The organism is Vibrio sp. R10-SG-ISO4, assembly GCF_059834135.1.
The window spans coordinates 241,835-266,619 of record NZ_JCBDHJ010000017.1 but is presented as its reverse complement, the minus strand read 5'-3'; the positions used below and the strand labels follow the sequence as shown (position 1 = coordinate 266,619).

The following is a 24,785-nucleotide window of genomic DNA, read 5'->3' as shown; positions in this document are numbered from 1 at the left end:
GCTGAGTGACGCTTCTGTGACAGTGGTGGAGCGGGAAAGGGACTAACTAAGTTGAATAACTGAATATAAATGCAAATACTTTCGCACCAGTTGCTGATCCGTTGAGCGACGCAGTGGATGGGTGAACTTAACGTAGTAAGGACTCATGCCAAATTGCTCTTCTAGTGTCGCCGCTAATTGTGAGTCGCTCTCATATAAGCTCACCCCTTGAATACGGTAATCGTCTAACTGGTCAGGCAGTTGCCCCGTCCACCAGTGTAACAACTCGCGGCTCTGTTTACTGCGAGTGATCCAATGGTCAGACAGCAGGAGCACAAGGTCGTTGGGCTGAATAGCGTAACTGTATTCGGCGTGCCATAGAGCGATGGACTTAAATAACTTCTTACGGTGGGTGGAACCTGCGCTGACCAGGTGAGACGTCATAATCCAAACAGTGCCCAGCTCAGAGCTCACTCGATAGTGGTGAGGCATCTCTTTGTGGGTCAGGCATTCTTGGGCAGTGTAATCACACGCGTGGCCAAACTCGGTCAGGGTACGAGAAAGACGCCGGGCAAACGCCAAGCCTAAATGGTGCTCACTCATGCCTTTATTATGAATGGTCGGGTAGTGCTTTTCACATAGGGCCATACAGTCGGCTTGAAACTCGTTCACGCTTTGAATTAGCACATCCAGTAGCAAGGTGGGTTCTCCATTACTCAAACTCGCCAAATTAGAGTAACACGCCACTTTTAAATTAAGTTACATTTAATTGGCTAAAATTCAGGGGAAATGAGGGGTTTATGTCTAAGATTGAATTTACATCACAACAAAAACACGCGATGGCGCAGTCACTCCAAGACTATTTACATGATGAGTTGGAGGTAGAAATTGGCCAATTCGATGCCGAATTTCTCACCGACTTTGTGATTAAACAGTTTTCTGCCACCTTTTATAACAAGGGGTTAAGTGATGCCCAAGCGGTTTTTGAGCGTAAAGTGATGGATGTTGCGGATGAAATATACGAGCTAGAACAGTGGGAGCCAAAGTAACTAGGGATAAGTTCCTTCAAATTTTTTGAATGACTTCATCAATGTGACGACATTTCCAAGTTTGCGAACCTGTCCGATAATCATTCATAACGCAATTGATTATAAAAACGTGCTCAACCATAACTTTTTTGTTTGGGCGTCAACCAAAGTTGGAAGTATACAAATGAACAGCAGCCAAAATCATCCGCATAGGGTAAAGAACTACAACGGCGTCGCGCGAGCCATCCATTGGGTGTCGGCACTGGTTGTGATTGGTATGTTTGCGGTGGGGCTATGGATGGTTGATCTGAGCTACTACAGTGAATGGTACAAAACCGCACCGCATTGGCACAAATCAGTGGGTATTTTATTAGCCCTTGTCACTCTATTCCGATTTGTCTGGAAAAATGTGACGGCGTCACCAAAAGTCGAAGGTGCAAAGATTGAAGTCCTCGGCGCAAAGTTGGCGCACCTAGCCATGTATGCACTACTTCTGACGTTGTTTGTGTCGGGATATCTTATTTCAACAGAAGATGGGCGAGGTATCGAAGTCTTCGGTTGGTTCACCGTGCCTGGTATGGGCGCTTTCTTTGAAGGTCAAGCCGATACCGCAGGGCAAATACACTTTTACGCTGCTTGGGCGTTAATCTTATTAGCCGCTGTGCATGCACTGGCAGCACTAAAACACCACTTTATTAACAAAGACAACACGCTACGCAAAATGATAGGAGCTTCAAAATGAAAAAGACGTTACTTGCTACCGGACTAGCTATGGCAATGGTACTGCCATTAGGCGCAAGCGCGGCGGATTACGTAATTGACACCAAAGGTGCACACGCATCGGTCAACTTTAAAGTTAGCCATCTAGGATACAGCTTCATTAAGGGTCGTTTTAACACCTTTGATGGCGAGTTCTCTTACGATCCTAGCAACGTTGAGGCGTCGAAAGTGACCGTTAATGTGGACACTCGCAGCCTCGACTCAAATCACGCGGAACGTGATAAACACATTCGTAGCGCTGATTTCATTGATGCTTCAAAATTCTCGACCGCAACCTTTACGAGCACCAGTGTTGTCGATAAAGGGGACGGCATGCTAGAAGTGAAGGGCGACTTGAACCTACATGGTGTGACTAAACCGATTACTATCGACGCTGAGTTTGTCGGCGCAGGCCAAGACCCATGGGGTGGTGAGCGCGCAGGTTTCGTGGGTACAACACGACTAGAGCTTGCTGATTTTGATATCGCCGTGATGGGCGCATCAAGCTACGTCGATATGGAACTGCATGTCGAAGGCGTTAAGAAGTAATCATCGCTAGATGGAATGACTTAGCCCTCCAATCGGAGGGCTTTATTGCTTCTATGATTTATGCAAGACGCTTTTCGTCATGCGCATCAGCCTCGTAGGGTGATTTTGATTCAAGCTTAGTGGTATGTTGTAAAGCACGTAGAACTTGTGCTCGAGTCACCACGCCAACAAGACGGCCGTCGGCCAGTACCGGCAAAACTGACGGGCGATTAGGGGGCGAATGCTTTGCACGTGCGGTCAGTGACGCAGAGTTGAGTTGCGTTGCATACCCCATGCTCGACGTCGGAAACAGCGCCGCTTTGTCGAGGCAAAAGTATTCTAATACATCAAGCAAGGTATCGCTTACCGATACCGCGCTTATCTCATCGTTCATCACCGTCACGACGCTTTGTTCCATTTGAGTAGGGTGCTGATGGCTCCACACCTCAATCATGGCGTCGTGAATCGAAAAGAATCCGATCAATTCATTCTGAGTATTGACCACAGGTGCGCCGTCGATGTGCTGCTCAAGTAGCGTATCAATTGCTTTGCCGATCGGAGTGTTAGCAACGAACTGAATCGGTTGCGTGTCCATAATTGTCCCGATGGTTACGGTGTCTTCGCCGCGATAAAGGGTGTGGGCGCTGATCTTTTCGGGTTGAGTGATCGCCTGACTGTCCGCCGCTTTAAGCTGAGGCCGACGATAAATAGACCAGTTCGCTAAACCGACCAACACCGCGCCACCCACGATGTTGCCGAGGGTGACTGGGATTAGGTTAGCTGTGATGAAATGGCCAACCGTTAAGTCGTTAAACTGCGAAGCAGGCACACTAATTTGCGACCAAAAAGGCTCTGGGGCAAAGCTGTGGATGGCGATACCAAGTGGCACCATAAACATATTAGCCACACAGTGCTCAAAGCCGCTGGACACAAACATCGCCACCGGCATTACCGTCATAGCCGCTTTGGTCATGGTATTCGCGCTGCTAAAGGTTAACCAGATGGCCAAACACACCAGGAGATTACACAATACGCCCAGTGCAAACGCCTGAACGGGCGTGTGATGCAGTTTATGCTGCGCGATGTTCAGCGCATTTAATCCCCACTGGCCATGATCTAAGCCGTATAAGCCTGCAAAAAACACAATAATCAGCAGCAGTGAGGCACCAATAAAGTTACCCAGGTAGACCTTACCCCAAATCGACAGCATCTTGGTGGCACTGATTTGTCCGTTCGCCCAAGAAATGCTCGACAACACCGAGCTGGTAAAGAGTTCGCCGCCACAAATGACGATCAAAATAAGTCCCATACTGAATGCCAAGCCGCCGACTAAGCGACTCAATCCCCATCCGGCTCCGGCATTATCGGTAGTGACCGTAATATAGAAGACGAACGCTAAACCGATAAATGCACCAGCCATGATCGCGAGGCTCAGTGTCATCGTGCTGGTTTTGTTGGCTTTACTGAAAGCAAACTTTTCCGCTTCCGCCATCATTTCGGCGGGTGAAAAAGAGACCTTCTCGTTGTGTGTTTGTGTCATCGCTCCCCCAAACTCCTTCAATGCAGACTATGCATCCTATTGTCCTTGTGGATTCATTGTAGGGTAGGCAAAGACTCAGTAAAGATAAAATTGATTAATGTTTTAATTACCATCAATTAAATTGATATAGATAAATAAAATAGTGATTAAGGGAGAGGTAGAAAAGAGTATCAGAAACATTGATAGAGAGAAGGGGTAAAACAAAACCCTCCAAAAGAGGGCTTTGCGCTGGTTATTGGAGCTCAGAATTTGTGGTTTTTAATCATCCGATGCGCTTCGCGCTTAATACAATCCAACAAAGGATGATCTTCCATGTCTGCGCGCCAGATAAATGAAATCGCTCGATTCATTTTCAGCTCCGGTACGTTCAGCGCGGCAAGTTCACCGCGTTCAATATAGGGTGCGACATCGAGGTAGGGGAGACATGACAGGTATTTACCATTGGCGACAAGCCGACGAATGACCGGAATGTGCGCGTATTCACGCCATACGTCAAGGTCAGGGATCAACGGCAACATCGCCCCTTCAAACACAGAGCGAGTACCAGCGCCCCCTTCACGTAGCACCCATTGGGCTTGCTCTAATTGCGCCAAACTGACGCGTTCGTTTTTGGCGTATGGGTGATGCGCTGAACTGATCACAACGAGGTGATCTCGGAACCACTCTTCTTGATGTGTACGGTTATCGTCACATCGACCTTCGATAATGCCGAGGTCATATTTATAATCGAGTACGCCTTGGATGACCTGATTGGTACTTTTGACATCCAAAGCGGTGCGGATCTCTGGAAAATCATTATCAATGGTACTAATTAGCTCGGGGACGAGGTGCTCCGCGGGAGTTTGGCTAGCACCAATATTGATATTGCCACTGAACAAATGTTGGTCATAGAAACCGATTTCGATCTGTTCTGCATCCTGCAGGAGCCTTTTTGCTCTCGGTCTTAGCCAGTTGCCCCAGTGGCTAAGGCGCATGTATTTACCCTGACGAATAAACAGCTCCCTGCCGAGTAGCTTTTCCAACTGGCTCAAGGACATACTCGCAGCGGATTGGGTAATGGCCAGTTTATCAGCGGCTTGGCTGACGCTACCTAGTTCGGCCACGGCATCAAATACCGCGAGTTGTTTCAAAGAATACCGCACCGTTTCTCCTCTTTGTTTCTATTCAGGCAAAGCATAATTGAGGCGTAGTCGCTCAAAATTGGCTAAGATTGTATATCAGAAAATCTGATTCAGAAATGAAAATAAATCAATTTTTCAATTTATTCCTGCTCTGTCATAGTCAGTGTTTCAGCTCTTGAATACTATACTATCAGAGTGTTAGCCCAGCGCTTCGAGATCAATCTCCCATTGATGATCGTTGTGGCTTCGTCAGTCTGAAACACCCTATCAATCCGATTGATAACCCTTCTCTTGCTATAACGAAAAGCCTAAATTTTATTTCATATCAATAAAATTGAATCTAAAAATAAATAAAATCAAATTTACTAATACTATTGCACTTTGTAACATGGCGTCCAGCAGTGAGGTATGGGCTGCTGAGTTATTGAATTTTTGTTGGATTGGCATGGGATGCCGACCGCTATTTTTTAGGAGAATGTTATGAGTGCATTGTTAACCGTAAGCGACATTGTCAATTCGAACGCACCAGTATTACGTCAAGATACGCCTCTTTACGCGGCGATCGACCAGTTTTTACAACACAACACCAACGGTGCCGCTGTTTGCGATGAGCAGGGTAAGTTAGTTGGCTTCTTTTCTGCACATGACGTAATGACTGAAATGTGGTGTCAGGATTACATCCCCGACACTCAAGTAACGATTGGTCAATTGATGAAAACCGATGTGGTCACGATTGGCTTTGAAGAGCGCCTCACTGATGTGATGGAGTTTCTCGCGCTTGATAAAGACCAGATTTATCCAACAACCGCGATGGGTATTGCGACGCGTTTGAGCACCCTCTCTCTGGAAGAGCGCGTCAAAAGCATCAAGGTGAATCGCCCACAAATTCTGCCAGTTCTTAATGATGGCAAGTACGTGGGTGTGGTTTCACGCACAGAAGTGCTGCGTGCACTGCGTACCTTGTTTAAAGAAGCGCCAACGGCGACATCGCCTGTCAGCACCCCTAAAGCAGACACCAGTGTCGCTTAATTCGAGTTTATAGTTGGAGTTATAATGGAACAGTTTTCCCATCTAGCGGCGTTTAATCATTACGTGTTGGCGTTTGTCGCGCTTTCGATCATGGTACTGGTGGCGCGCACAATTGTTGCGGGTACCAAGTACTCTTCACTATTGGTGATCGTCGTGTTTGGTTTAGGCCTTGGATCCTTGTTGGTTCAAAGTGGTATGGCTCAGCCGGGATTAACCGATTTTCCTGTGGTCGTGATGATGAGTCAAACCACGGTCATCGCTTTGATTGCCTCTTTCTTCGTTGGAGGACAAGAGATTAAGCGTCTGTTGTCAAACCACGATATGTCGGACGACAGTTATTTCACGCCATCGAACAAAGAGATGGTGCTGGGAACGAACACCACTCAGTTCATGTTTATTGTGCGTGCGTTTCTATTATTGCTCGGTATCGATATGGCGGACGCGCTGCTGTCTGGACGCGCGAGCCATTACCAATTGGGCGATTCTTACTTGCTGCTGGCTTACATCAGCCTAGCGATCGCGTTCATCCTAGTGGATAGCAAAGCGATTTTCGCCTGTAAACAGTCTTACATTCGCAAGGGGGTGGTGGAAGCCGTGGCGATTGTACTGGTACTGAAGTTTTCGTTGATGCTGTCTAATATCGTGCAAGCCTACATCGGTCTACCTCAGATTTTCTTTGCGATGATTTTATCATCGGGCCTTGGTGCTATGCTACCAAAGTGGAAGTTAGGTCCAACCATGAACTCACTGCTGTTCGCTGGTATCCCACTTGTATTGGCCGGAAGCTTCTTGGTCGGCGGTTCGCACATGCTTGAAGCGTTCGCAATTCCGGGTCTATCGAGCGTGATCGTTTACGGTTTTGCAGGACAAGTGTTCTGGATGTTTGGTGGATTAGCGCTGTTGATCTTTGTTGGTCGCGCCAATCATCTCAGAAACTTGGCACCGGGTATGGCAGGTGGCTTGTCTCACTCAGGGCTAACAGGGGCATGTACAGCAGGGGATTTCGGTCGCACTGCGGCATCAAGAGCGCCTATCATGATCAACATTCCGTTTGCAGGTCATATCTTTGTGTTTACGATTCTTGCGGCGAGTGCTGAGAGTGGTGCACTGCTCGTACAATGGACATTGCCGCTGATTTTAGTCGGGGGAGCCTTTGTTTTCCTTGCACTGAAAAATCTACGCAATGCCGATGGTAGCGAGGCAAAAGAGGTGAAAGGGTTGATGCTATTTTCCCTAGGTTGGCAAATTATAGCGGTCTTCGGCAGCTTTACCCTTCTGAGTTTGGCGGGAATGTCGTTGGAACATGCATCAATGGCAGCGTCTTCAGGCTTATCTCACTTTGGTCTATTCGCTGCGGTGCAAGAGGGCATGTTTGGTAGTGCAGCGGCCAGCTTGATCACCTTCACTTTCGCGATGACTTTCTTAGTCCATCCACTCGTCTTCGGTATGTTCGGCAAAGCGGCGGAACGTGAGGGCGTGATGACAGAAAAAGTGGTTGGCGTGTTAGCCACCTTGGGACTTGCTGGTGTGGTTTACTCGACTATGTTGATCTAGCCCCCCCCACGTCATTTGTCGATACAAAAAATGGCCAAGCGTTACGTTTGGCCATTTTTGCTTTCTGTTTACTAAATCTGTTTAAATATCGATTGCGTCACTAATTAATGTAACACGTGAAATTTCGTTGCGTAATAATGTGATCAATGTAACTTAACAAGGCTGAGCATAGCGATATGATGGCGGCAATTTCCAACGCTACCGATTTTCTCTGTGAGGCATTATGACGACATTACTCGCGATATCGCTGACCACTGGCTTACTTTCCGGCCTGTGGGGCTGGATTGCCATCTCACTCGGTTTGCTGACCTGGGCAGGATTTCTAGGCTGCACCAGTTACTTTGCTTCTCCGACTTCAGGCTTAAAAGGCTTAGCACAAAGCCTAGTCACCAACTTAAGCGGTGTGTTTTGGGCAATGGTGATCATTCACGCTAGTCAGTTTGCTTCGCTAGAGATACTTGGATATGTCATTACTGCGATTGTCGCTTTTTTCATGTGTATTCAAGCGAAACAGTCGTGGTTGGCTTATATCCCTGGTACATTCATCGGTTCGTGCGCGACGTTTGCCGCAAGTGGTAATTGGCAACTGGTTGTTCCATCCCTGATGTTGGGCGGCGTGTTTGGCTATGCGATGAAAGCGTCTGGCCTATGGTTGCAACAAAAGTCTCAATCCAATAGCAAATCCGCGTCAACGAGAAGCGGCCAAACCGTGAGCCAGTAGTGCGTTATTTCTGCTTCCCCCGATTGAGTATCTTCTTCGCACTCTCAACCTGAATGAGTGAGCCTTTTGATACAACGGCATCTCTTTATGATTTGCCGTTTTTTCGTTTGTTGGTCATCCCGATTTATAACCTTAGGGCGTGTTGCCGTTCGCCATGGTAATCACACGCTTTAATGTCCATCTAAGCAGTATTGGAATGCACTCGACGCCTTGCTCTTCACAATGGTGGACCAGTGCGAGTGCCAAATCGGGTTTGGCGTATTTCTTCAGTACCCTCGCGACCACCTTTTTCGCGGGAATAGGATGATCCAAAGGCACCTTGATTTTTTCCTTGAAGAAGGATTCAAAACCGTTGTTGTAAAGATAGTGTTCGATGTCTCGATCGGGCAGCTCGGTGAGACGATGTCTTTGCTGATCATGCCCCAATTGCGCTTTTACCGCCGCCGCGTACTTTTTGCCAGCTGCATCGCCATCGGTCACCACATGCCAATCGATACCAAAGGCTTTAGCGACTTTGATCAGAGATTTCAGCCCCGATTGCGCAAACTCGATGATTTGCACGCCCTCTGCGGCGAGGTTATAGCCGCATTGATTGGCCAGCTCATTAAACAGCCATACTTCCGTTTCTCCCTCCACCAACAACCAACAACGCGCAAACAGCGCTCCAGAGCGGTGAAAGCGAATGTGGAAACCAATCCGTCGAAGCTCATCGCGGCTAAAACGTTGTTCTGGTAAGTAGTAGGTGATGGTTTTATCGGATTGACGCACTAGACGTCTCAGGCTGCGCATTGGCACTTGACCAAGCAACTCTCCACTGTTGGTGGTGAGAATCTTTTGCATAGGAAGCAACTGCAAAAGCCCCCACGCACGAGCTAAGTGGGTGGGGTGTAAGCGACCTTCGGGATCTTCAATGATCAGCAAAGGACGTGCGCAGCGACGAAGTTTGTTTGGCCCTTTAGCCTGTAAATAGGCGTTGAGGAGTGTCATAAACAGTAAACGCGTCTGCTTGTTGTGCGTTTCCGCGACGACCTGCGTAATGCTCTTGTTGCTGCTTGGAGCGTTAAAGAAGATGCCGTCACGCTGCTTCCGCGGATTCTTACGATTACTGGATTTAAAGGAGAAATAGTGATCGACCAACACATTCATCGAGTTGAGGCTACTGCGCATTTCGCCTTTGTTGACATGACCAGGGATGGCCATCAAACGGCGGCAAGTGTTATCAATGCGTTTCTCTGATCGTTCACTGACGCCGTTACCGTTAGTGAAAGGACGTTCAAATCGGCGGGAGTCTTTTAACCGAATCACGGGGTGAAGTGACATCAACTCCTGAGCGAGCTTCTCTGAGTGGTGTAACGGCAAAGGATCCCCTTGATCGTTGAGAAAAGCATAGCGGGTTGAGATGGAATGCCCGTCGCGTGAAGCACTTAAACGGTAAATTATCCTTTGTACACCTTCCTCGTCGGTGATCCAGATCGGCCTGATTTTGCGATAGCGCCCGGAGCGAACTTCATTTTTATCCGTTGCGATGAGGCTGAGCACGATTTGTAAGTGTTGGGTTTGCGGATGAGCAATGGAGTAATCAACATGAAAGTCCGTCATTTCAAATTGATACGGTGTCCCTTCAGACGGCAAGGCAACGCTCATTGCGTCGAGCAGTGACGATTTACCCCAGGTGTTTTCGCCAATCAGCGTGGTGAGTTCATCAAATGCGATAGATAAGCGGCGGATACCGCGAAAGCCAGAAATTTCGATTCGCTCTAATCTCATAGAGTCACTCCGTTTTGGCTATAGACAGTTTAAGCATAATCGAAAAAGTGTGGTTTAGCAGATATTTACCTCACAACCAGGCAATTATGCACAAGTCACACTGAGCGATGTATATCAAATGGCATGTTTAATAAAAGTGTGAATTATAATGAATCTGTCATACCGATTGCGTTAGGATGACTGGAAAAGAGAGTAAAGAAGACAGATAAAAACTATAACATGACAAAATTACGTATAGCGCACATTAACGATACCCATTCCTATTTTGAACCCTCCTCGTTACAGCTCACATTGAACGTGGATGGTGACACACTCACACCTTACGTCAGCGCCGGTGGCTTTGCTCGCATCGCCACTCGCACCAAACAGCTGAGAGACGAGGCGCAGCAGGCCGGTGATGCCTTCCTGTTTCTCCATGCAGGAGACTGCTTTCAAGGCACACTTTACTTTTCGCTGTTTAAAGGGGAAGCAAACGCCACCATGCTCAATGCGCTAGGCATAGATGCCATGGCGTTGGGCAATCATGAGCTTGATATGGGCAACTTACCCGTCGCGCAGTTTGCCCAGCGAATCGAGTTTCCACTGCTTGCAGGCAACTGGGATCTGAGCCAAGAGCGCCAAGACAAACCCACGCGTTTATCCGATAATCCTAAGGTTATCGCCTATCAATCCCCAACACGTACGGCTGGTTGGATAGAGAGAACCGTCGGGCAGAGCAAAGTGGCGATTTTCTCCCTAGCGTTGGATAAGATGGAAGACATCTCTAATCCAGATGTTGATACGCCGTTTGTCTCCACCATTGAAACCGCGCGGGCCACCGTGGCTGCCATCCATCAAGCGGGGATCCGCAATATTATTTTGCTTAGCCATATGGGCTACGACGCAGACTTGGATATCGCCAATCATGTCGATGGGATTGGCTTGGTGATTGGCGGTCACAGCCATCGCCTGCAAGGCGACTTCTCGGCGCTCGGACTCGCTAAAGACGATGAATACGGAGTGAAGGTCAACAATACCTATGTTGTGCAAGCAGGCTATCACGCACTGAGCATGGGCCATTGTGACATTGAGTTTGATGACCAGGGCCAGGTGTTCGCATTTAACGGAAAAAATGAGCTATTACTAGGCCGACAACTGTTTATTGATGCTTCGCGAAGTCAGGCGCATACAGAAAGCCGTTATCAAGCCGCGAGACATTTTATTGATGCGTATCCTCAAGCGGTGGTCTGCAAAAAAGATCCCACGGTCTATCAACTTTTAGAGCGCCAATACAGCTGTCATGTCCGCAGCCTACAAAATACCTACATTGCGGATGCGGGTCGCTATCTTCGCCATGTGAGGATCCCTGATACGCAAGGGCCGAGCGAACTCGCGCCTCTCGTCGCGCGCTCTTTTGTCCATTCGATGCGCAAGCGCGGTATGACAGTGGATTTTGCCATTCACAATGCCGGAGGAGTGAGAAACTCACTCAATATTGGCCAAGTGAGTGTGGCAGACATTGCTGGCAAACTTTTGCCCTTTGCCGTTCCTATTGGCGTATATGAAATTGAGGGGCAGCATCTTTATCGCGTGATAGAAGGCGCCATCAACAACGCGCTCAGCAATGGAGTTGAAGGGACGGGGGATGGCTCTTACCCATACACGTACAACTTGCGCTTTACTTACAATGAATCGTCACCCATCGGTGAACGCATCACTCGGCTAGAGGTGAGAAGCTCAGGCAACCAATGGGTGAAAGTTGAACAAAATCAAACCTATGTCGGCACATCATCGGCTTACACCATGAAAGGGAAAGAAGGCTACGACGCCATCTTGAACATGGCTGGCGAGGGTGTGGTGACGCCTATGTCGATGGCCGATTGCTTTATCGAAATGCTCCAAGACTGCCCCGACACCCTCAATGCCCAGCACGTAGGGACGTCAAAATCCAAATTGGCATAGAGTATGCTAAGCCATTAATGTCAGCAGAGAGACCGAAACGGTTTACGATAAGCGTACTCAAAGGTAAGACATTATGTGGCGTAAAGACTGGATTGATGTCGTCGTGGTGATCAGTTGGATAAGCGTTTGGTCGGCATTGGTGTATTTCGTACCAATGGGCACGATTTAACAGTGATGCTCACCGACGTGATGATCCCATTAAACATATAAGAGCGTACATTCACCGTGCGCTCTTTTCATTTTTGAGGATTCCTCATACCAACGCTGCGGAAAATAAACATTAGCAATTGTTATGGCTTTAAGCCAAACAATTCGATAATTTATGGTTCTTACCTGCAAATTTCTATCAATCTGGTGGTAAATGACGCTACCGAGCGCTCACACAGCGATCAAAACAGTAAAAACGCCACATCAGTAGCAACGAGACGACGACAAGATGGATATCAACAAGTTAATGACGAAAATTATGCACGACCAGGTGTAAAAGTTTTGTAAACGGCGCAAGAGAGAAGAAATGTCTGTAGAAAAACTATGCACATTAACGAGAACTCTACGCACTTTTTAAACCGTTTGACGCATAATCCGTTTTTTGTTTTGTTAACGACTCGTTTTATTAGAAAATCTAATTTGAATAGGGAAATTTTGTCATTTTTTGGCCAACATAAGTTTGTCTATTATTAGCCCAACGAGACGTACAGATTTATAGAGAGGCAATCATGGCACAAGCAATGCAAATGGGCACACTAAACCCAACTATCTCTATGGACAAAAAAACCTACGCGGTTTCTTTCAAAGGATTGATTGCTCACTTACTCGATATTCTATTTACCGACACCAGCCAGCCACGCGCGTATTATGCGGATCAGCTGTCAGGTCACATGCAAAAGGATATCGGTCTCTACCGTTAACACCAAACGTTAATACGAAAACGCCAGCTCACGTCGAGCTGGCGTTTTCGTATTAACGGCTCATTACTTCTTACGAGTAAATTCAGCAATCACGTACATCGACTGACCGCCGTTTGCTTTACCAGAAACAAGCTTAGGATCGTCACCAATGCTAATACCACGGATAACCGTACCTTGCTTAATGACTTGGTTGGTGCCTTTTACGGGAAGGTCTTTGATTACCGTTACGTCGTCACCTTTCTTTAGCTCAACGCCATTGCAATCAAGAGGTTTGTCATCAGCAGACATACCTTGCATCGCCCACGTTTTCTGATCTTCTTCCATGTACATCATGTCTAGCGCATCTTGTGCCCAGCTCTCGCTGTTGAGGCGCGTTAACTGACGCCAAGCTGTCACTTGCACAGGTGGAACTTGACTCCACATGCTGTCATTGAGGCAGCGCCAGTGGTTAATGTCTTTTGGCTCATCAATTTCTGATAGACACTTGTCGCAAACCATAATCGCATGATCAACGGTCACGTGGCTGTGAGGCGGCACTGCATAAGCGGTCAGTGGTGCGTCACTGGCGCACAATTCACACTTAGATTCACAACGTTCTAGCATAGTAGCTTCTGAAGACATAAAGGACTCACATTTGATGGGTGTTTAATCTAGGCGGCTTATTATGCACACTATCGGGTAAAAATAAAGGGCATGAACGATCGTTCAATTGATATATATTGAGTGACAGCGTCACACACAAGCTTTACCTAACGTATTCAAGTCGGCATAATTCGCGGGTGAATTGTGCGCATACCTAACCAAAGGAACCCTCTTGGAACTCTTTTCTATCGACTTTCTAGGCAAGCCGCTGCGGGGCGAAGCCTCTATGGCAGGCTGGCAACAGATCTATTGGGACAACCACTTAGTGTCACAACTCGATGCCAATGGCGAGCGCGGACACGAATCAAGCCACCAATTTGAGTTACTCAAAGGGGATGAGCGCTTGGCCTGCAAAGTGGATTTGACGTTACATTGGCAGCCGTTTTCGCTCGAGGTGAGAGTGATGCTCAACGATCAACTCTATTCAACCACCACACGCACGGAAAAAGACATTGAACGTCAGCAGCCGACGCGACCACCAAAGGCAGAAAGACGATTTAGCCTGATCGGCTTAGTCTCTTTAGGTATGAAAGCACTAAAAAGCGCCAAACTGATTAAGGTTGTACTGGCGTCAGCCAGTTTAGCGGCCTATTCATGGCTGTTCTCGTTTCAGTTTGCCTTAGCACTACTAGCTTGCTTAATCTTTCATGAATATGGGCACGTCAAAGCAATGAAGTACTTTGGTATGAAAACCAAAGGCATCTATTTAGTGCCGTTTCTCGGCGGACTCGCTCTCAGCGACGAAAAGATCAACACTCGCTGGCAAGACGTGGTGATCTCAATCATGGGGCCAATGTTTGGCTTCATCCTTTCATTACTGTTGACGTTAGCCTATTTGCTCACAGGGGAAGCCTTCTTTGCGGGGTTGGCGGTGTTTAATGCACTGCTGAATTTGTTTAATTTGCTGCCTATTTTGCCTCTCGACGGTGGCCATATTCTAAAAAGCATCAGCTTCTCAATGAACAGCGTCGCTGGCATCGTACTGTGCAGTGCGGCAGCTGGGGCAGGGGTCTTGCTCAGCTATTCGCTCGGTCTGACCTTGTTTGGCTTCTTGCTCATCATGGGCATGCTTGAGATCGTATTGGAGTGGCGTGGCCGCCATGCGAGCCATTTATTACCGCTCGACCGATATGGACAAATTGTTTCATCCATATGGTATGTGGGCTTGGTAGCGGGGTTGGTCGCGATTATTGCCTTCTTTGCTAATACGGGCGATGAGTTGCTACGCCTACCTCTATTGATATTGGGCACCTAATTGACCCGATACGTACCGCGCTATCACGCTTACAGCATGAACTAGGTAGAAACAACGGGAGCATGCTCCCGTTGGTCATTGTGTAGAGTATGCACACTCAGCACTGTGGTTTGCTTACGCTGCTCGCTGGCAGCGTTTTCATTTTCGCGCTGAGATCGTCGATACGCGTACTGTGAGAGGGGTGGGTCGAGAGTAGCTCAGGCGGCGTATTGCCCCCGGAGGCTTTCGCCATATTTTGCCACAGCGCGACGCTTTGCTTAGGGTCAAAACCGGCTTTGGCCATCAATTCTAACCCAACGATATCCGCCTCGGATTCTTGTGTTCGCCCGTAGGGCAACAGCACGCCATATTGAACGCCAACACCAAGTGCCGCCATCGTCATGTCGCGATACTCTGAACTGCCCAACGCGATGTTGGTGATTTGTAAGCCTGCATTGGCAATTTGAGATTGAGACAAGCGCTCGTTACTGTGATCGGCGAGTACGTGCGCAATTTCATGGCCAATCACCGTTGCTAGCTGATCTTGATTGACCGCGACGTTTAATAACCCGGTGTACACGCCAATTTTTCCTCCGGGGAGCGCGAAGGCGTTGACTTGGTCACTGTCGAATACCACCACTTCCCACTCGTCAAATCCCGCTTGCTTGGGCACATGAGCCGTAATGGTTTTGGCAACGCACTGCACGTACGCATTCGTTTTGGCATCGGTACTGATCGGCTGTTCGCTTTTCATCTGTTCAAATGACTGGGCACCCAACGAGCTCATATCTTGATCGGAAAATAAAATCAGCTGTGATCGCCCCGTCGGCGATGAGCTACAGGCGGACAACGCGAGGCTTGCAGCGATTAAGGATAGCGACAAGCCGCGCTTATAAGTGATGTGCATGACGTTCTCCATCTAGGTAACGAATGTGCCAGCGTCGGCATTGTGAGTAATGACGCTTGAGTTATTCCGCTTCATTATGCTACAACGCGACTCTGTTTCCTACGCACCAACCGCGCGACAACGCTTTTTATTACGACGGATCACAGAATGAAAATATGGAAAAAAGAGATCGATCTGAAAAAACTCAATCAAACCTCAAAAAACACTCTGATTGAGCATCTCAATATCGTCTATACCGATTTTGGTGATGACTCCCTAACGGCCACCATGCCCGTGTGTCATTTTACCCACCAACCACTCGGTATGCTTCATGGCGGCGCTTCAGTGGTGCTCGCAGAAACACTCGGTTCACTGGCCGCAAACTTCTGTGTTGATAACGAAAGCTATTGTGTTGGACTTGATATTAACGCCAACCACGTTCGCGCGATGCGGGAAGGGCATGTCATCGGTACAGCCAGACCCGTGCATTTAGGCGTTTCTACACAAGTGTGGCAAATTGATATCACCGACGAAAGGCAACGACTGGTGTGCACCAGTCGCTTGACCATCGCGGTTAAGAAACATCGTGGAACGAAAGCTCATGCTCATTGAGTTCAGTTTAGGGAAAATCATCGCGACACCCAATGAAGTGGTGATTAAGTTAGCAGGGCCGGGTAGAGTCACGTTACAAGCCCAAGCGGACGCCGTCATGCTCTATGGTGGCGGTAACGTGATTGCGGTAAGAGCGTCTGAAGCTAGCTGGTCAATCTCGCTCGATAACGCCCATCAATTAACTCAAGTTGCCGAGCAATTAGGTATCGCAATATCATAGAACTCGGTATTGGGGTGGGATATCAAAACTTGCATGTGAGCTCATAAATGAGGAAACTAGTTTGGAATCCAAAACCAACGAATTTCCCCTTTATGAGTAGCCCAAGATTACGCGTCCAGTTCGAAACTTTATTTGAGCACTACCAAGGCAAAGATTGTGGTGTCCAACTAGAAGAGATCACAGAGATCTTATTCTGCACACGGCGAAATGCGCGAATCGTGCTGAATAAAATGGAAGAAGAGGGATGGCTTGAGTGGCACCCAGCACCGGGGCGCGGCAAGCTCTCCCAGTTGGTGTTCAAACGTAGCCGCAGTGACGTCAGCGAAACCCTAGCCCGCCGATATTTAGATGAGGGCAAAATCAGCCAAGCGCTCAAAGCGCTCGATCAAGATACCGCTAAGTTAGCTCAAGTGATTGAAAGCTACTTAGGCGTGGTCCACCAGCAAGGTGAGCAGGTGATTCGCTTACCCTACTATCGCCCCTTATCCACTCTCAACCCCGCCAAACGAGTACGCCGCTCAGAGCTACACATTATCACGCAGATATTCAGCGGTTTAACCAAAATTGGCGATCAAGAGCGTATCGAGCCGGATATTGCGCACAATTGGGAGTCGGTGACACCGCAGCACTGGCGCTTTTACATTCGCAGCGGGGTACGCTTTCACAACGGAGAGTTGCTCACTACTGATCACATTTTGTCCGTCCTACGCCGATTGAGCCAAAACACGCTCTTTTCTCATATCGAATGCGTTGAGTGTCGTTACGCTAACACTATTGATGTATACCTTTCTAGGCCAGATTACCATTTGCCTGTTCTGTTAGCAGAGTCAAGTGCGAAGATCACCTTGCCAGAGCGAGACCAACAAGACGATTATGACGCGTTTCCCATTGGTACAGGACCGTTCAAAGTGGTTCAAAATGATGCCAAACGTCTGGTACTTCAAGCGCACGATGGGTATTTTGGCTACCGACCTTTACTCGATCGAGTGGAAGTATGGGTGATTGAGCGAGCGCTCTCTTCAATGATTTTTCCGAGCCTTTCGCAGCCAATTGCGACTGGTATTGAGCGTGTCACAGATAATGTCGAGCTAGACCCGGGTTGTACCTTTTTGCTCTTCAATCGTAAAACGGGACTGGCTAAAGAGTCACAATGGGCAAGCTATTTCCATGACCGCCTAGCCACGCTCAATTTATTTAAACAAATTCCTGATGAGAAATTAGTCGAGTTGGGCGCTCTGCCGGCACATGGACTCAAGCCAGGTTGGTATCACCACATAAAAACCGACGTTGTCGAGGCTCCCTCGTCTGAGCGAGAGGTGACGGTTGCCTACCAATCGCAACACCCGATGTTTCCGACTTTGGTTAAGTGTATAGAGCGTGTTCTCAAACAAGACAAGGTATCAGTTCGCCTCATTCGTTATGAGCACGAGACACCTGATCTCGCCGATGTGGATATCTGGGTTAAAGCGATGGGCATCACTAACAATCGTGATGATGCATTGGCTGCTTGGTTGCTCAGCTACAGCGATATTGAAGCGATGAGCCAGTCAGATGACTTTCAATATTGGCAGAAACTTGTGATGGATTGGCAAAGTGATCAAAACAGGCCTTTTCCCGCTAAAGCGCTAGGGCAGTCTCTTGTGGAAAGAATGCAGTTGATTCCGATGTTCCACTGTTGGTTGGGAGTGAGTAAAGATCAATGCGGTTCATTGCAAAATGCGCAGTGTAACGCGTTGGGTTGGTTTGATTTTAGTTCAGTGTGGGTGAAACCAGAACTCGGACAGCTATAGTCTCAAGCACTCACTGCTCAATGTTAATTATTTGTAATAAAGGCATGTGTTATCTCAAAGATAAGACGGATTTATGTGTCAAAAGTAAATCATAGCGCAGCTTTTTTGAACTGAGTCGATAAAACTGACAAAAAAGTGAACATTTGGACTTTGCACGACAACGTAAACTGTTAGAATTACCGAAGTTTAAATTCGGTATTTTCAACAAGTCAACGAGGTTCATAATGGAACTAGGTTTAATCGTCGCTTTCATCGTCGCTGCTGCGCTTATGGTTAAGAAAGAGATGGCTAGCTCAAACGCTTAATGGATTCCAACCCCTTTTTTGTTCACTTTTATTGGAAACCAAAGAAAAGCTCCCTTTATTAAAAAGGGAGCTTTTTTGTTTTTGACGTCGTCAATATTTAGAATTCGTACTTAGCCGTGATTGCCCAGTTACGACCCGGTTGAGTGAAATCTTTGTCCTCTTCTACAAAGCCTTTGACATCATTCCACTCGTAATACTCTTCGTCCGTTACGTTGAAGAGTCCGGCGCGTAGCGTCAGATCTTTCATTGGTACGTAGTAAGCCGTTAGGTCGACAATGGTCGCGGCATCAATACCGATGTAATCTCCACGAGTTGAGCCTTCAGAGTTGATGTCTTTGGCTTTCTTCTCCGCGTTATAGGTGACAGTCAACGCGCTACCCCAAGTACCAGCAGGTGCGTCGTAATTGAGGCCAACCACAGTGTTCCATGGTGTCACGTCGTTAAGTGGTTTACCTTCTCCATCTTCACCCTCGGTGTAAGCCGCGGCAACACGCGTACTGATCCCGTTAAGCGGCAACTGCTCATCCCAATAGAATTTGTTTGAGAGCTCTACACCTTTGATGGTTGCTTGATCAATGTTGATGTATTGAATAACTGCGGGATTATTCAGGTCAGTAAATGAACCGCTGACCGTATCGCTAGAGATAAAGTTGTCGTAGTCACTGTAGAACACGGCCAACTCTGTAGCTGAGTTCTCTGTGTTATGGCGCCAACCTAACTCATACGAGATACTCTTCTCCGCCTCAAGATCAGGGTTAGGTTTATTTATATAGCCGTGGGCAGGGTTGCCAAAGGAGTAATACAACTCTTGGAAATCAGGCGCTCTAAAACCTTGACTCACTTGAGCAAAGAGTTTGTGCTGCTTATTCAGTGCATACACCGCACCTAGACGTCCAGTGAGAGCAGAATCGGAGAACTTTTGGTAATCAGACGCGGGGTTTTCACTTGGGTTTTCCGAGCTGTCGCCAGGTTTTGTCTCAAAACTGTCAAAACGGACACCTGGAGTCAGCGTAAGTTGACCAATGGTGATCGTATCTTCGATAAATAAGCCGTAGTTTCGTTCAGAGGCAGAAGGAATGTAGAAAATCGTTTTGTCATCATCAATCGAGTTGTATTCGTTATTGATGTTTTTGATATCTTTATCGGCAAACGACAGTCCGTAGACGAGGAAGTGCTCCGTTGAACCTAGGTTAAATCCTTTATCAAACTGCGCGTCAAACTGGAAGCGTTCGTCCGAATAAAGGTAATCTTTACGCTGCACGTTACCGGCCGTTGGTAAGTACATTCCACCATTTGAGGTACGATTGGTCACACCATTTTCTTCTTTGCTCAACCAATCCAACTGCCAGGTCACCGTGTCTGCAATAGACGCGTCTGCATTCCAAATGTGTTTAATGCCGATCTGCTGCTTGTCGGTCGTATCATCACCGTTGTAATCACTGTAGCTGTCGCTAATAAACTGCGTGTCTACCGTATCGTGCAAGATATTACCCGTAAACTCGAAACGGTGATCATCTGACGCTTGGTATTGAAGCTTAACCAATAAACTGTTAGCCGTGGTGTCTTGCTCATCAGGCTCGCCAAAGTTATCCACTTCATTCCCATCCCTGCGCGTGTAGGCGACGAGACTTTCTAAATTGCCTGTTTTGTTGGCAAGTGCAATCGACTCACTGAACGTGTTGTCAGAAGATGAGAAATTGAACTTAGCATGGCCACCAAAATTGCGACCTTTCAGTAAATCACTCGGGTCGATGGTCTGAAAAGCGACGATCCCACCGATAGCGCCTGAGCCATAAAGGGAAGAGGCGGCCCCCTTAACCACTTCAACCGATTTTAGCAGATCAGTGTCTACATCAATACGTGAGGAGTTGATAAAGTTGTACGACTGACCACCGCTTGGCGCGAACTGGTTGGTTTGGTTAACGCCATCCACCAAAACTTGAATTCTGTTGCCTTCCATGCCGCGAATATTGATGCCTTGCACACCTTGACGAGAGTTTGTCTGTACGCTCACACCCGGTGTGTACTTGAACAAATCCTCAAGACCTGTGGTCATATTACTTTCGATTTCGTCGTTATCGATCACCGCAACCGATGCAGCAACATCACTAAGCTGTTGATCAGTACGCGTTGCGGATACCACAACCTCGTCAAATAGGGCATACTCTTGTGCATACGCACTCGTTGTTAGGGCTAAAACAATCGAAGCCGACAATAGTGATTTCTTATACATTTATGATTACCTTAAATCCATTAGGCTTGGTTGAACGGCCTGAATTTTATTGGATATAAATGATAATTACTATCGTTATCAATATCATTTTTGAGTTGAGCTTTTGGAATTAGAATGAATCCTATCAATATTTCATATATAAAACATAAACTTAAACTTGTAGAATAGTCAGCGTACTAGTAAAAACAAGACTTCATTAGTGAGACGCGGGTCACAATAATGATTCTCATTTATAGGAATGTAAGCGATGCAAAGCCCGATAACGTTAGAAGCCTTACACATATTGGACGCGATTGATCGAAGAGGAAGCTTTGCGGCCGCCGCGAATGAATTGGATAAAGCGCCATCATCTTTGAGCTATCAAATTCAGAAACTCGAGCAAGACCTCGATATCACCATCTTTGATCGTTCTGGGCACAAAGCGAATTTCACTGAGGCAGGCAAACTGATTCTCGAACGAGGTAGGGCCATATTGGCGGCGACAGAGAAACTCGTCAATGACGCCAGTGTGATAGCCAATGGGTGGGAGCTCGATATTACACTCGCGTTCGATGGCATCATTCCTGTTCACAACTTTTTCCCCCTTGTCGATGCACTTGGCAATGTCAGTTCAACTCGAGTCAAACTGCAAGAAGAGATTTTAGCCGGCAGTTGGGAGGCATTGAGTACGGGTCGAGCTGACCTGTTAGTGTGTCCGAAACTGGATGCGCTTCCCCATGACGTTAAGGCTGAAACTTTAGGGGAAATGACAATGATTTGGGTCGCGGCCAGTGATCACTACGTACACAAACGTTCAGGCGCATTTAATGAATCTGCGCGTGAGAAGTATCGTGTTATTGCGATTGCGGATACGGCAAGAGAGCAACCGGCAATCAGCATCAATGTGATGCAGCGGCAACCGCGTTTAACCGTCACGACCTTTGCTGCCAAAGTCGATGCTCTGCGCAGTGGTCTAGGCATAGGAACGCTGCCTGCCGAACTGGCGCAAAGCTTGATTGAAAAAGGGGAACTCAAACAGATCACCGATACCGAAGCTGTCACCATCGACATCGTCTTAGCTTGGAAGCGCAATAAAATGGGCGAAGCCAAGTCTTGGTGCATCCAATACCTGAAGAAAAACTGGAAGTCTCTGGCAAAAATCTAATATCAACTCACGGATTTCAACACTTGGCTACTTAATTCAAGGGTAACACCATATCCGCGACGCCATCTTCAAACTGAATATCAAGGGTGAAGCCAAGTTTTTGCGCCAGCATTAGCATACCGCGGTTGGTGGGCATGGTCATACCGGACATTTGCTTGGTGCCCTTATGGTGGCAGTAATCAATGATCTTTTTCATCAACACCTTACCTAAACCGATCCCCTTAAGATCGGAACGGATCAAAATCGCGAACTCAGCGTCGGTGTTGTCATGGTTGATTAGTGCGCGTGACACGCCAATGATTTGCGGCTGACCTTGCTCTTCACGCACTGCGACAAAAGCCATCTCTCGGTCATAGTCAATTTGGGTTAGATTCGCTAGCGCTTCATGATTAAATTCGCCCACATCCGTAAAGAAGCGTTTGTAGAGATCCTCCTTGCTGACGTTGTGAATAAAATCCGCATGAAGCGGCTCATCTTCAGGCAAGATTGGACGAAGGAGCAGGGAGTCACCGTTTTTCAATCTAATCGACTCTTCATACTCTACTGGATACGGTCGAATGGCCAAACGCTGTTGTGCGTCGCCTTGATAGCGTCGTAATGTAAGATCCGCATCGAGGATGGTAAATTGTGAGCCATTTGCTAGCACTGGATGTATATCCAGTTCATGAATTTGAGGGCAATCCACCACTAATTGAGACAGACGAACTAAAAACTCAGAGAGCCCTTGTATGTTCATCGGTTCTGGGAGTTTTTGTAGACGTATCTTGCCATTTTTAATCGCAATGACGATAAGATAACGCGCCAACGCCATATTCAACGGCGGTAAAGCGGCGGCCGCGTCGATCGCTTCGTCCCATTCGGAGCCACCCTGACCGATAAGAATTACTGGTCCGAAGGTATTGTCATGTTTGATCTTAATACGAATCTCTTCACCGCCGGCCAATTTCGCCATGCCCTGCACAATCAAACCATGAACATTGGCGGAAGGGTAAGAAAGCTGCGTTCGGTCCAGTATCGCTTGTGCCGAATTTGCCACCTCTTGGCTATTTCTTAGATTAAGCATTACACCTTGTACATCGGATTTATGCGCAATGTCAGGTGAGCGAAGCTTTACCGCAACAGGATAACCAATGCTTTCGGCGATATGCACCGCTTCACTCGCATCGGACGCAAGCCATGTCGGCAGTACATTGAACCCATAGTGCTTGAGTAATGTACCTATTTGATGGGTATCGAGGTGAAGAACATCATGTTGCTCTAAGCGCTCATTGATCCATACTTTTGCTTCATTTCTATCATTGATCTCGATAGGTTCTGCGGTGGTTGGGGTTTCCATCAGCTGTTTTTGATTTCGTCTGTACTCGACCAAATGCATGAAGGCCACCACAGCGCTCTCCGGAGTACGATAGGTAGGAATGCCCGCTTGGGTAAACAGCAATCGCGCAGGTTTGGCGGTTAACTCGCCAGACCAATTGGTCAAAATGTTGAAACGTCGATGACGAGGATGAGCTTTGACCGCTTCGACAATTGCTCGTGCGGTCTGCTCCGACTCCGCCACGGCTGAAGGACTGTGCATAATCAAAATGGCGTCCGCACAATCTGTATCCATCAAGGCGTTAAGCGTATTCACATAGCCCAAATGGTCTGCATCGCCAACCATGTCGATTGGGTTACTTTGGCTCCAGCTGGGCGGCAACGCTGAGCTTAAACGCAACATGGTTTCTTCAGACAACTGCGCAAGTTTGCCGCCACGTTCGAGCAGCGTATCTACTGCCATAATCGCGGGGCCACCACCATTGGTAATGATGGCCAATCGTTCGCCGCGCAAAGGGACGGAGTGAGTCAACGTCTCAACGGCTGCAAACAGTTCATGTGAATTATTGACGCGCAGCATACCTGTACGTCGAATCGCCGAATCATAGATAATATCAAGCGTGTCATCGCCACCTGTGTGTGCTTTCGCAGCGGCACGTCCGGCTTTTGTTCGCCCACCTTTGAGCACCAGTATGCGGCGGTTACGTGACGCCGCACGCGCGGCAGAAAGAAACCGTCTGGCATCTTTGATGGTATCGACATAGAGCAAGATCGCATCAGTGTTAGTGTCGGTGCTAAGATGATCGAGAAGATCGGCAAAATCGACATCGCTGGCATTACCAATCGAAATAAATGCGGAAAATCCGATGTCTTTGTCGTTGGCCCAGTCCAAAATGGTGGTACACATGGCTGCAGACTGGGAAATGAACGCAATTTTGCCTTTCTGCGCCATCACAGGGGAAAACGAAGCATTAAAATGATGCCAAGGGAGGATGAGTCCCAAGCTATTAGGACCGAGCAGGCGCATGCCAGCGGCCCGCGCTATCTCTAAACAGCGTGATTGATGAGTGATACCGTCTTGATCAGGGAGGTGCATGTCCGCCGAAAGAATGATCGCGGCCTTGACTTGTTTGTCGGCAAGCTGACGTATCAGCTCGACATTGTACTTCGCACTAGTACATAAAATCGCGACGTCCGGTACAATCGGCAGCGAATCAATCGTCGGGTAGGCGAGCACGCCACACACAGAGGAATAACGAGGTGTGACAGGCATGATTGCGCCCTCAAATCCACCTTGTAGTAGGTTTTTCATCACGATGTTGCCCGCTCTCATCGGTCGCGAAGAGGCGCCGATGACGGCGACTGACGAGGGCTTGAGTAACGCAGCGATACTGGACATAACGTGACACTCCTTGAATCTAACTCTCTTTATGGTATCCGAGGTTAGGCCCATTCGCTGCTTGAGTTTGACGTAGTTTTAATCAGATCACTGTGTTGCTCACTGACTTTGTGTCATGTGTCACAAGAGTC

21 protein-coding genes are annotated in these 24,785 nt (G+C 47.7%); 13 read left to right on the top strand and 8 right to left on the bottom strand.

Annotated elements, in window-relative coordinates:
• Nucleotides 1–42 precede the first annotated feature (42 nt).
• Nucleotides 43–678 (bottom strand): hypothetical protein, encoded by a 636-nt coding sequence (locus AC6R03_RS11875; protein WP_334551852.1) that lies wholly within the window; start codon nt 676–678, stop codon nt 43–45.
• A gap of 101 nt (nt 679–779) precedes the next feature.
• On the opposite strand from AC6R03_RS11875, the gene AC6R03_RS11870 reads away from it, so the two are divergent.
• The 3 genes from AC6R03_RS11870 to AC6R03_RS11860 all read left to right on the top strand — a co-directional run bounded on the left by AC6R03_RS11870 (nt 780) and on the right by AC6R03_RS11860 (nt 2,315).
• Complete coding sequence (locus AC6R03_RS11870; protein ID WP_334551853.1) at nt 780–1,028, top strand: DUF2164 domain-containing protein; 249 nt, start codon at nt 780–782, stop codon at nt 1,026–1,028.
• A gap of 163 nt (nt 1,029–1,191) precedes the next feature.
• Entirely contained in the window at nt 1,192–1,749 is a 558-nt protein-coding gene (locus tag AC6R03_RS11865; protein ID WP_500631302.1) for a cytochrome b, read from the top strand.
• Nucleotides 1,746–2,315: a YceI family protein gene (locus tag AC6R03_RS11860; RefSeq protein WP_334551855.1), complete on the top strand. Its 570-nt coding sequence runs from the start codon at nt 1,746–1,748 to the stop codon at nt 2,313–2,315. The genes AC6R03_RS11865 and AC6R03_RS11860 overlap by 4 nt, the downstream gene beginning before the upstream one ends.
• 58 nt (nt 2,316–2,373) lie before the next feature.
• Here the strand turns inward: AC6R03_RS11860 and focA are convergent, their stop codons facing one another.
• Both focA and AC6R03_RS11850 read right to left on the bottom strand, forming a co-directional pair.
• On the bottom strand, nt 2,374–3,834 hold the full coding sequence (gene focA / locus AC6R03_RS11855; RefSeq protein WP_500631301.1) for a formate transporter FocA: 1,461 nt from the start codon (nt 3,832–3,834) through the stop codon (nt 2,374–2,376).
• 242 nt (nt 3,835–4,076) lie between these two features.
• Nucleotides 4,077–4,976 (bottom strand): LysR substrate-binding domain-containing protein, encoded by a 900-nt coding sequence (locus tag AC6R03_RS11850; protein WP_487901515.1) that lies wholly within the window; start codon nt 4,974–4,976, stop codon nt 4,077–4,079.
• A 459-nt stretch (nt 4,977–5,435) separates the two neighbouring features.
• Between AC6R03_RS11850 and AC6R03_RS11845 the strand changes: the two genes are divergently transcribed.
• The 3 genes from AC6R03_RS11845 (at nt 5,436) to AC6R03_RS11835 (ending at nt 8,259) form a co-directional block, all read left to right on the top strand.
• Complete coding sequence (locus AC6R03_RS11845) at nt 5,436–5,984, top strand: CBS domain-containing protein (RefSeq protein WP_500631300.1); 549 nt, start codon at nt 5,436–5,438, stop codon at nt 5,982–5,984.
• Between the two features lie 24 nt (nt 5,985–6,008).
• Nucleotides 6,009–7,538, top strand: coding sequence for a hypothetical protein (locus tag AC6R03_RS11840; RefSeq protein ID WP_500631299.1), 1,530 nt, complete (start codon nt 6,009–6,011; stop codon nt 7,536–7,538).
• 223 nt (nt 7,539–7,761) lie between these two features.
• Nucleotides 7,762–8,259 (top strand): DUF1097 domain-containing protein, encoded by a 498-nt coding sequence (locus AC6R03_RS11835; RefSeq protein ID WP_500631298.1) that lies wholly within the window; start codon nt 7,762–7,764, stop codon nt 8,257–8,259.
• A gap of 132 nt (nt 8,260–8,391) precedes the next feature.
• Here AC6R03_RS11835 and AC6R03_RS11830 read toward each other — a convergent pair whose 3' ends face one another.
• Nucleotides 8,392–10,026, bottom strand: a complete 1,635-nt coding sequence (locus AC6R03_RS11830; protein ID WP_500631297.1) for an ATP-dependent endonuclease — start codon at nt 10,024–10,026, stop codon at nt 8,392–8,394.
• Nucleotides 10,027–10,245: 219 nt separating this feature from the next.
• Between AC6R03_RS11830 and AC6R03_RS11825 the strand changes: the two genes are divergently transcribed.
• Together AC6R03_RS11825 and AC6R03_RS11820 are read left to right on the top strand one after the other, a co-directional pair.
• Nucleotides 10,246–11,967 carry a bifunctional metallophosphatase/5'-nucleotidase gene (locus AC6R03_RS11825; RefSeq protein WP_500631296.1) on the top strand — a complete coding sequence of 574 codons (1,722 nt, stop codon included), beginning with the start codon at nt 10,246–10,248 and terminating at the stop codon, nt 11,965–11,967.
• Nucleotides 11,968–12,683: 716 nt separating this feature from the next.
• Nucleotides 12,684–12,875: a hypothetical protein gene (locus AC6R03_RS11820; protein ID WP_500631295.1), complete on the top strand. Its 192-nt coding sequence runs from the start codon at nt 12,684–12,686 to the stop codon at nt 12,873–12,875.
• 63 nt (nt 12,876–12,938) lie between these two features.
• On the opposite strand, the gene AC6R03_RS11815 is transcribed toward AC6R03_RS11820, so the two are convergent.
• Nucleotides 12,939–13,496 (bottom strand): PhnA domain-containing protein, encoded by a 558-nt coding sequence (locus AC6R03_RS11815; RefSeq protein WP_334551864.1) that lies wholly within the window; start codon nt 13,494–13,496, stop codon nt 12,939–12,941.
• A gap of 193 nt (nt 13,497–13,689) precedes the next feature.
• Here AC6R03_RS11815 and AC6R03_RS11810 point away from each other — a divergent pair, with 193 nt between their 5' ends.
• A complete protein-coding gene (locus tag AC6R03_RS11810; protein ID WP_500631294.1) occupies nt 13,690–14,772 on the top strand; it encodes a site-2 protease family protein in 1,083 nt (360 codons plus the stop codon).
• Between the two features lie 97 nt (nt 14,773–14,869).
• Here the strand turns inward: AC6R03_RS11810 and AC6R03_RS11805 are convergent, their stop codons facing one another.
• Nucleotides 14,870–15,658: a M48 family metallopeptidase gene (locus AC6R03_RS11805; RefSeq protein ID WP_487901506.1), complete on the bottom strand. Its 789-nt coding sequence runs from the start codon at nt 15,656–15,658 to the stop codon at nt 14,870–14,872.
• Nucleotides 15,659–15,805: 147 nt separating this feature from the next.
• Between AC6R03_RS11805 and AC6R03_RS11800 the strand changes: the two genes are divergently transcribed.
• The 3 genes from AC6R03_RS11800 to AC6R03_RS11790 all read left to right on the top strand — a co-directional run bounded on the left by AC6R03_RS11800 (nt 15,806) and on the right by AC6R03_RS11790 (nt 18,259).
• Nucleotides 15,806–16,249 (top strand): hotdog fold thioesterase, encoded by a 444-nt coding sequence (locus tag AC6R03_RS11800; protein WP_500631293.1) that lies wholly within the window; start codon nt 15,806–15,808, stop codon nt 16,247–16,249.
• Nucleotides 16,239–16,469 carry a DUF3389 family protein gene (locus AC6R03_RS11795; protein ID WP_487901547.1) on the top strand — a complete coding sequence of 77 codons (231 nt, stop codon included), beginning with the start codon at nt 16,239–16,241 and terminating at the stop codon, nt 16,467–16,469. Before AC6R03_RS11800 ends, AC6R03_RS11795 begins: the two co-directional genes overlap by 11 nt.
• Before the next feature lie 92 nt (nt 16,470–16,561).
• Entirely contained in the window at nt 16,562–18,259 is a 1,698-nt protein-coding gene (locus AC6R03_RS11790; protein ID WP_500631292.1) for an SgrR family transcriptional regulator, read from the top strand.
• 402 nt (nt 18,260–18,661) lie between these two features.
• Here AC6R03_RS11790 and AC6R03_RS11785 read toward each other — a convergent pair whose 3' ends face one another.
• Nucleotides 18,662–20,797, bottom strand: coding sequence for a TonB-dependent hemoglobin/transferrin/lactoferrin family receptor (locus AC6R03_RS11785; RefSeq protein ID WP_500631291.1), 2,136 nt, complete (start codon nt 20,795–20,797; stop codon nt 18,662–18,664).
• Nucleotides 20,798–21,044: 247 nt separating this feature from the next.
• On the opposite strand from AC6R03_RS11785, the gene AC6R03_RS11780 reads away from it, so the two are divergent.
• Nucleotides 21,045–21,941 (top strand): LysR family transcriptional regulator, encoded by an 897-nt coding sequence (locus AC6R03_RS11780; protein WP_500631290.1) that lies wholly within the window; start codon nt 21,045–21,047, stop codon nt 21,939–21,941.
• A 31-nt stretch (nt 21,942–21,972) separates the two neighbouring features.
• On the opposite strand, the gene AC6R03_RS11775 is transcribed toward AC6R03_RS11780, so the two are convergent.
• A complete protein-coding gene (locus AC6R03_RS11775) occupies nt 21,973–24,654 on the bottom strand; it encodes a bifunctional acetate--CoA ligase family protein/GNAT family N-acetyltransferase (RefSeq protein WP_500631289.1) in 2,682 nt (893 codons plus the stop codon).
• Between the last annotated feature and the right edge of the window lie 131 nt (nt 24,655–24,785).

What these genes read in the sequence shown, in the direction of transcription:
- AC6R03_RS11870 (WP_334551853.1), top strand. Translation starts at nt 780, where the DNA reads ATGTCTAAGATTGAATTTACATCACAACAAAAACACGCGATGGCGCAG.
- AC6R03_RS11865 (WP_500631302.1), top strand. Translation starts at nt 1,192, where the DNA reads ATGAACAGCAGCCAAAATCATCCGCATAGGGTAAAGAACTACAACGGC.
- AC6R03_RS11860 (WP_334551855.1), top strand. Translation starts at nt 1,746, where the DNA reads ATGAAAAAGACGTTACTTGCTACCGGACTAGCTATGGCAATGGTACTG.
- focA (WP_500631301.1), bottom strand. Translation starts at nt 3,834, where the DNA reads ATGACACAAACACACAACGAGAAGGTCTCTTTTTCACCCGCCGAAATG.
- AC6R03_RS11845 (WP_500631300.1), top strand. Translation starts at nt 5,436, where the DNA reads ATGAGTGCATTGTTAACCGTAAGCGACATTGTCAATTCGAACGCACCA.
- AC6R03_RS11840 (WP_500631299.1), top strand. Translation starts at nt 6,009, where the DNA reads ATGGAACAGTTTTCCCATCTAGCGGCGTTTAATCATTACGTGTTGGCG.
- AC6R03_RS11835 (WP_500631298.1), top strand. Translation starts at nt 7,762, where the DNA reads ATGACGACATTACTCGCGATATCGCTGACCACTGGCTTACTTTCCGGC.
- AC6R03_RS11830 (WP_500631297.1), bottom strand. Translation starts at nt 10,026, where the DNA reads ATGAGATTAGAGCGAATCGAAATTTCTGGCTTTCGCGGTATCCGCCGC.
- AC6R03_RS11825 (WP_500631296.1), top strand. Translation starts at nt 10,246, where the DNA reads ATGACAAAATTACGTATAGCGCACATTAACGATACCCATTCCTATTTT.
- AC6R03_RS11820 (WP_500631295.1), top strand. Translation starts at nt 12,684, where the DNA reads ATGGCACAAGCAATGCAAATGGGCACACTAAACCCAACTATCTCTATG.
- AC6R03_RS11815 (WP_334551864.1), bottom strand. Translation starts at nt 13,496, where the DNA reads ATGTCTTCAGAAGCTACTATGCTAGAACGTTGTGAATCTAAGTGTGAA.
- AC6R03_RS11805 (WP_487901506.1), bottom strand. Translation starts at nt 15,658, where the DNA reads ATGCACATCACTTATAAGCGCGGCTTGTCGCTATCCTTAATCGCTGCA.
- AC6R03_RS11800 (WP_500631293.1), top strand. Translation starts at nt 15,806, where the DNA reads ATGAAAATATGGAAAAAAGAGATCGATCTGAAAAAACTCAATCAAACC.
- AC6R03_RS11795 (WP_487901547.1), top strand. Translation starts at nt 16,239, where the DNA reads ATGCTCATTGAGTTCAGTTTAGGGAAAATCATCGCGACACCCAATGAA.
- AC6R03_RS11790 (WP_500631292.1), top strand. Translation starts at nt 16,562, where the DNA reads ATGAGTAGCCCAAGATTACGCGTCCAGTTCGAAACTTTATTTGAGCAC.
- AC6R03_RS11785 (WP_500631291.1), bottom strand. Translation starts at nt 20,797, where the DNA reads ATGTATAAGAAATCACTATTGTCGGCTTCGATTGTTTTAGCCCTAACA.
- AC6R03_RS11780 (WP_500631290.1), top strand. Translation starts at nt 21,045, where the DNA reads ATGCAAAGCCCGATAACGTTAGAAGCCTTACACATATTGGACGCGATT.
- AC6R03_RS11775 (WP_500631289.1), bottom strand. Translation starts at nt 24,654, where the DNA reads ATGTCCAGTATCGCTGCGTTACTCAAGCCCTCGTCAGTCGCCGTCATC.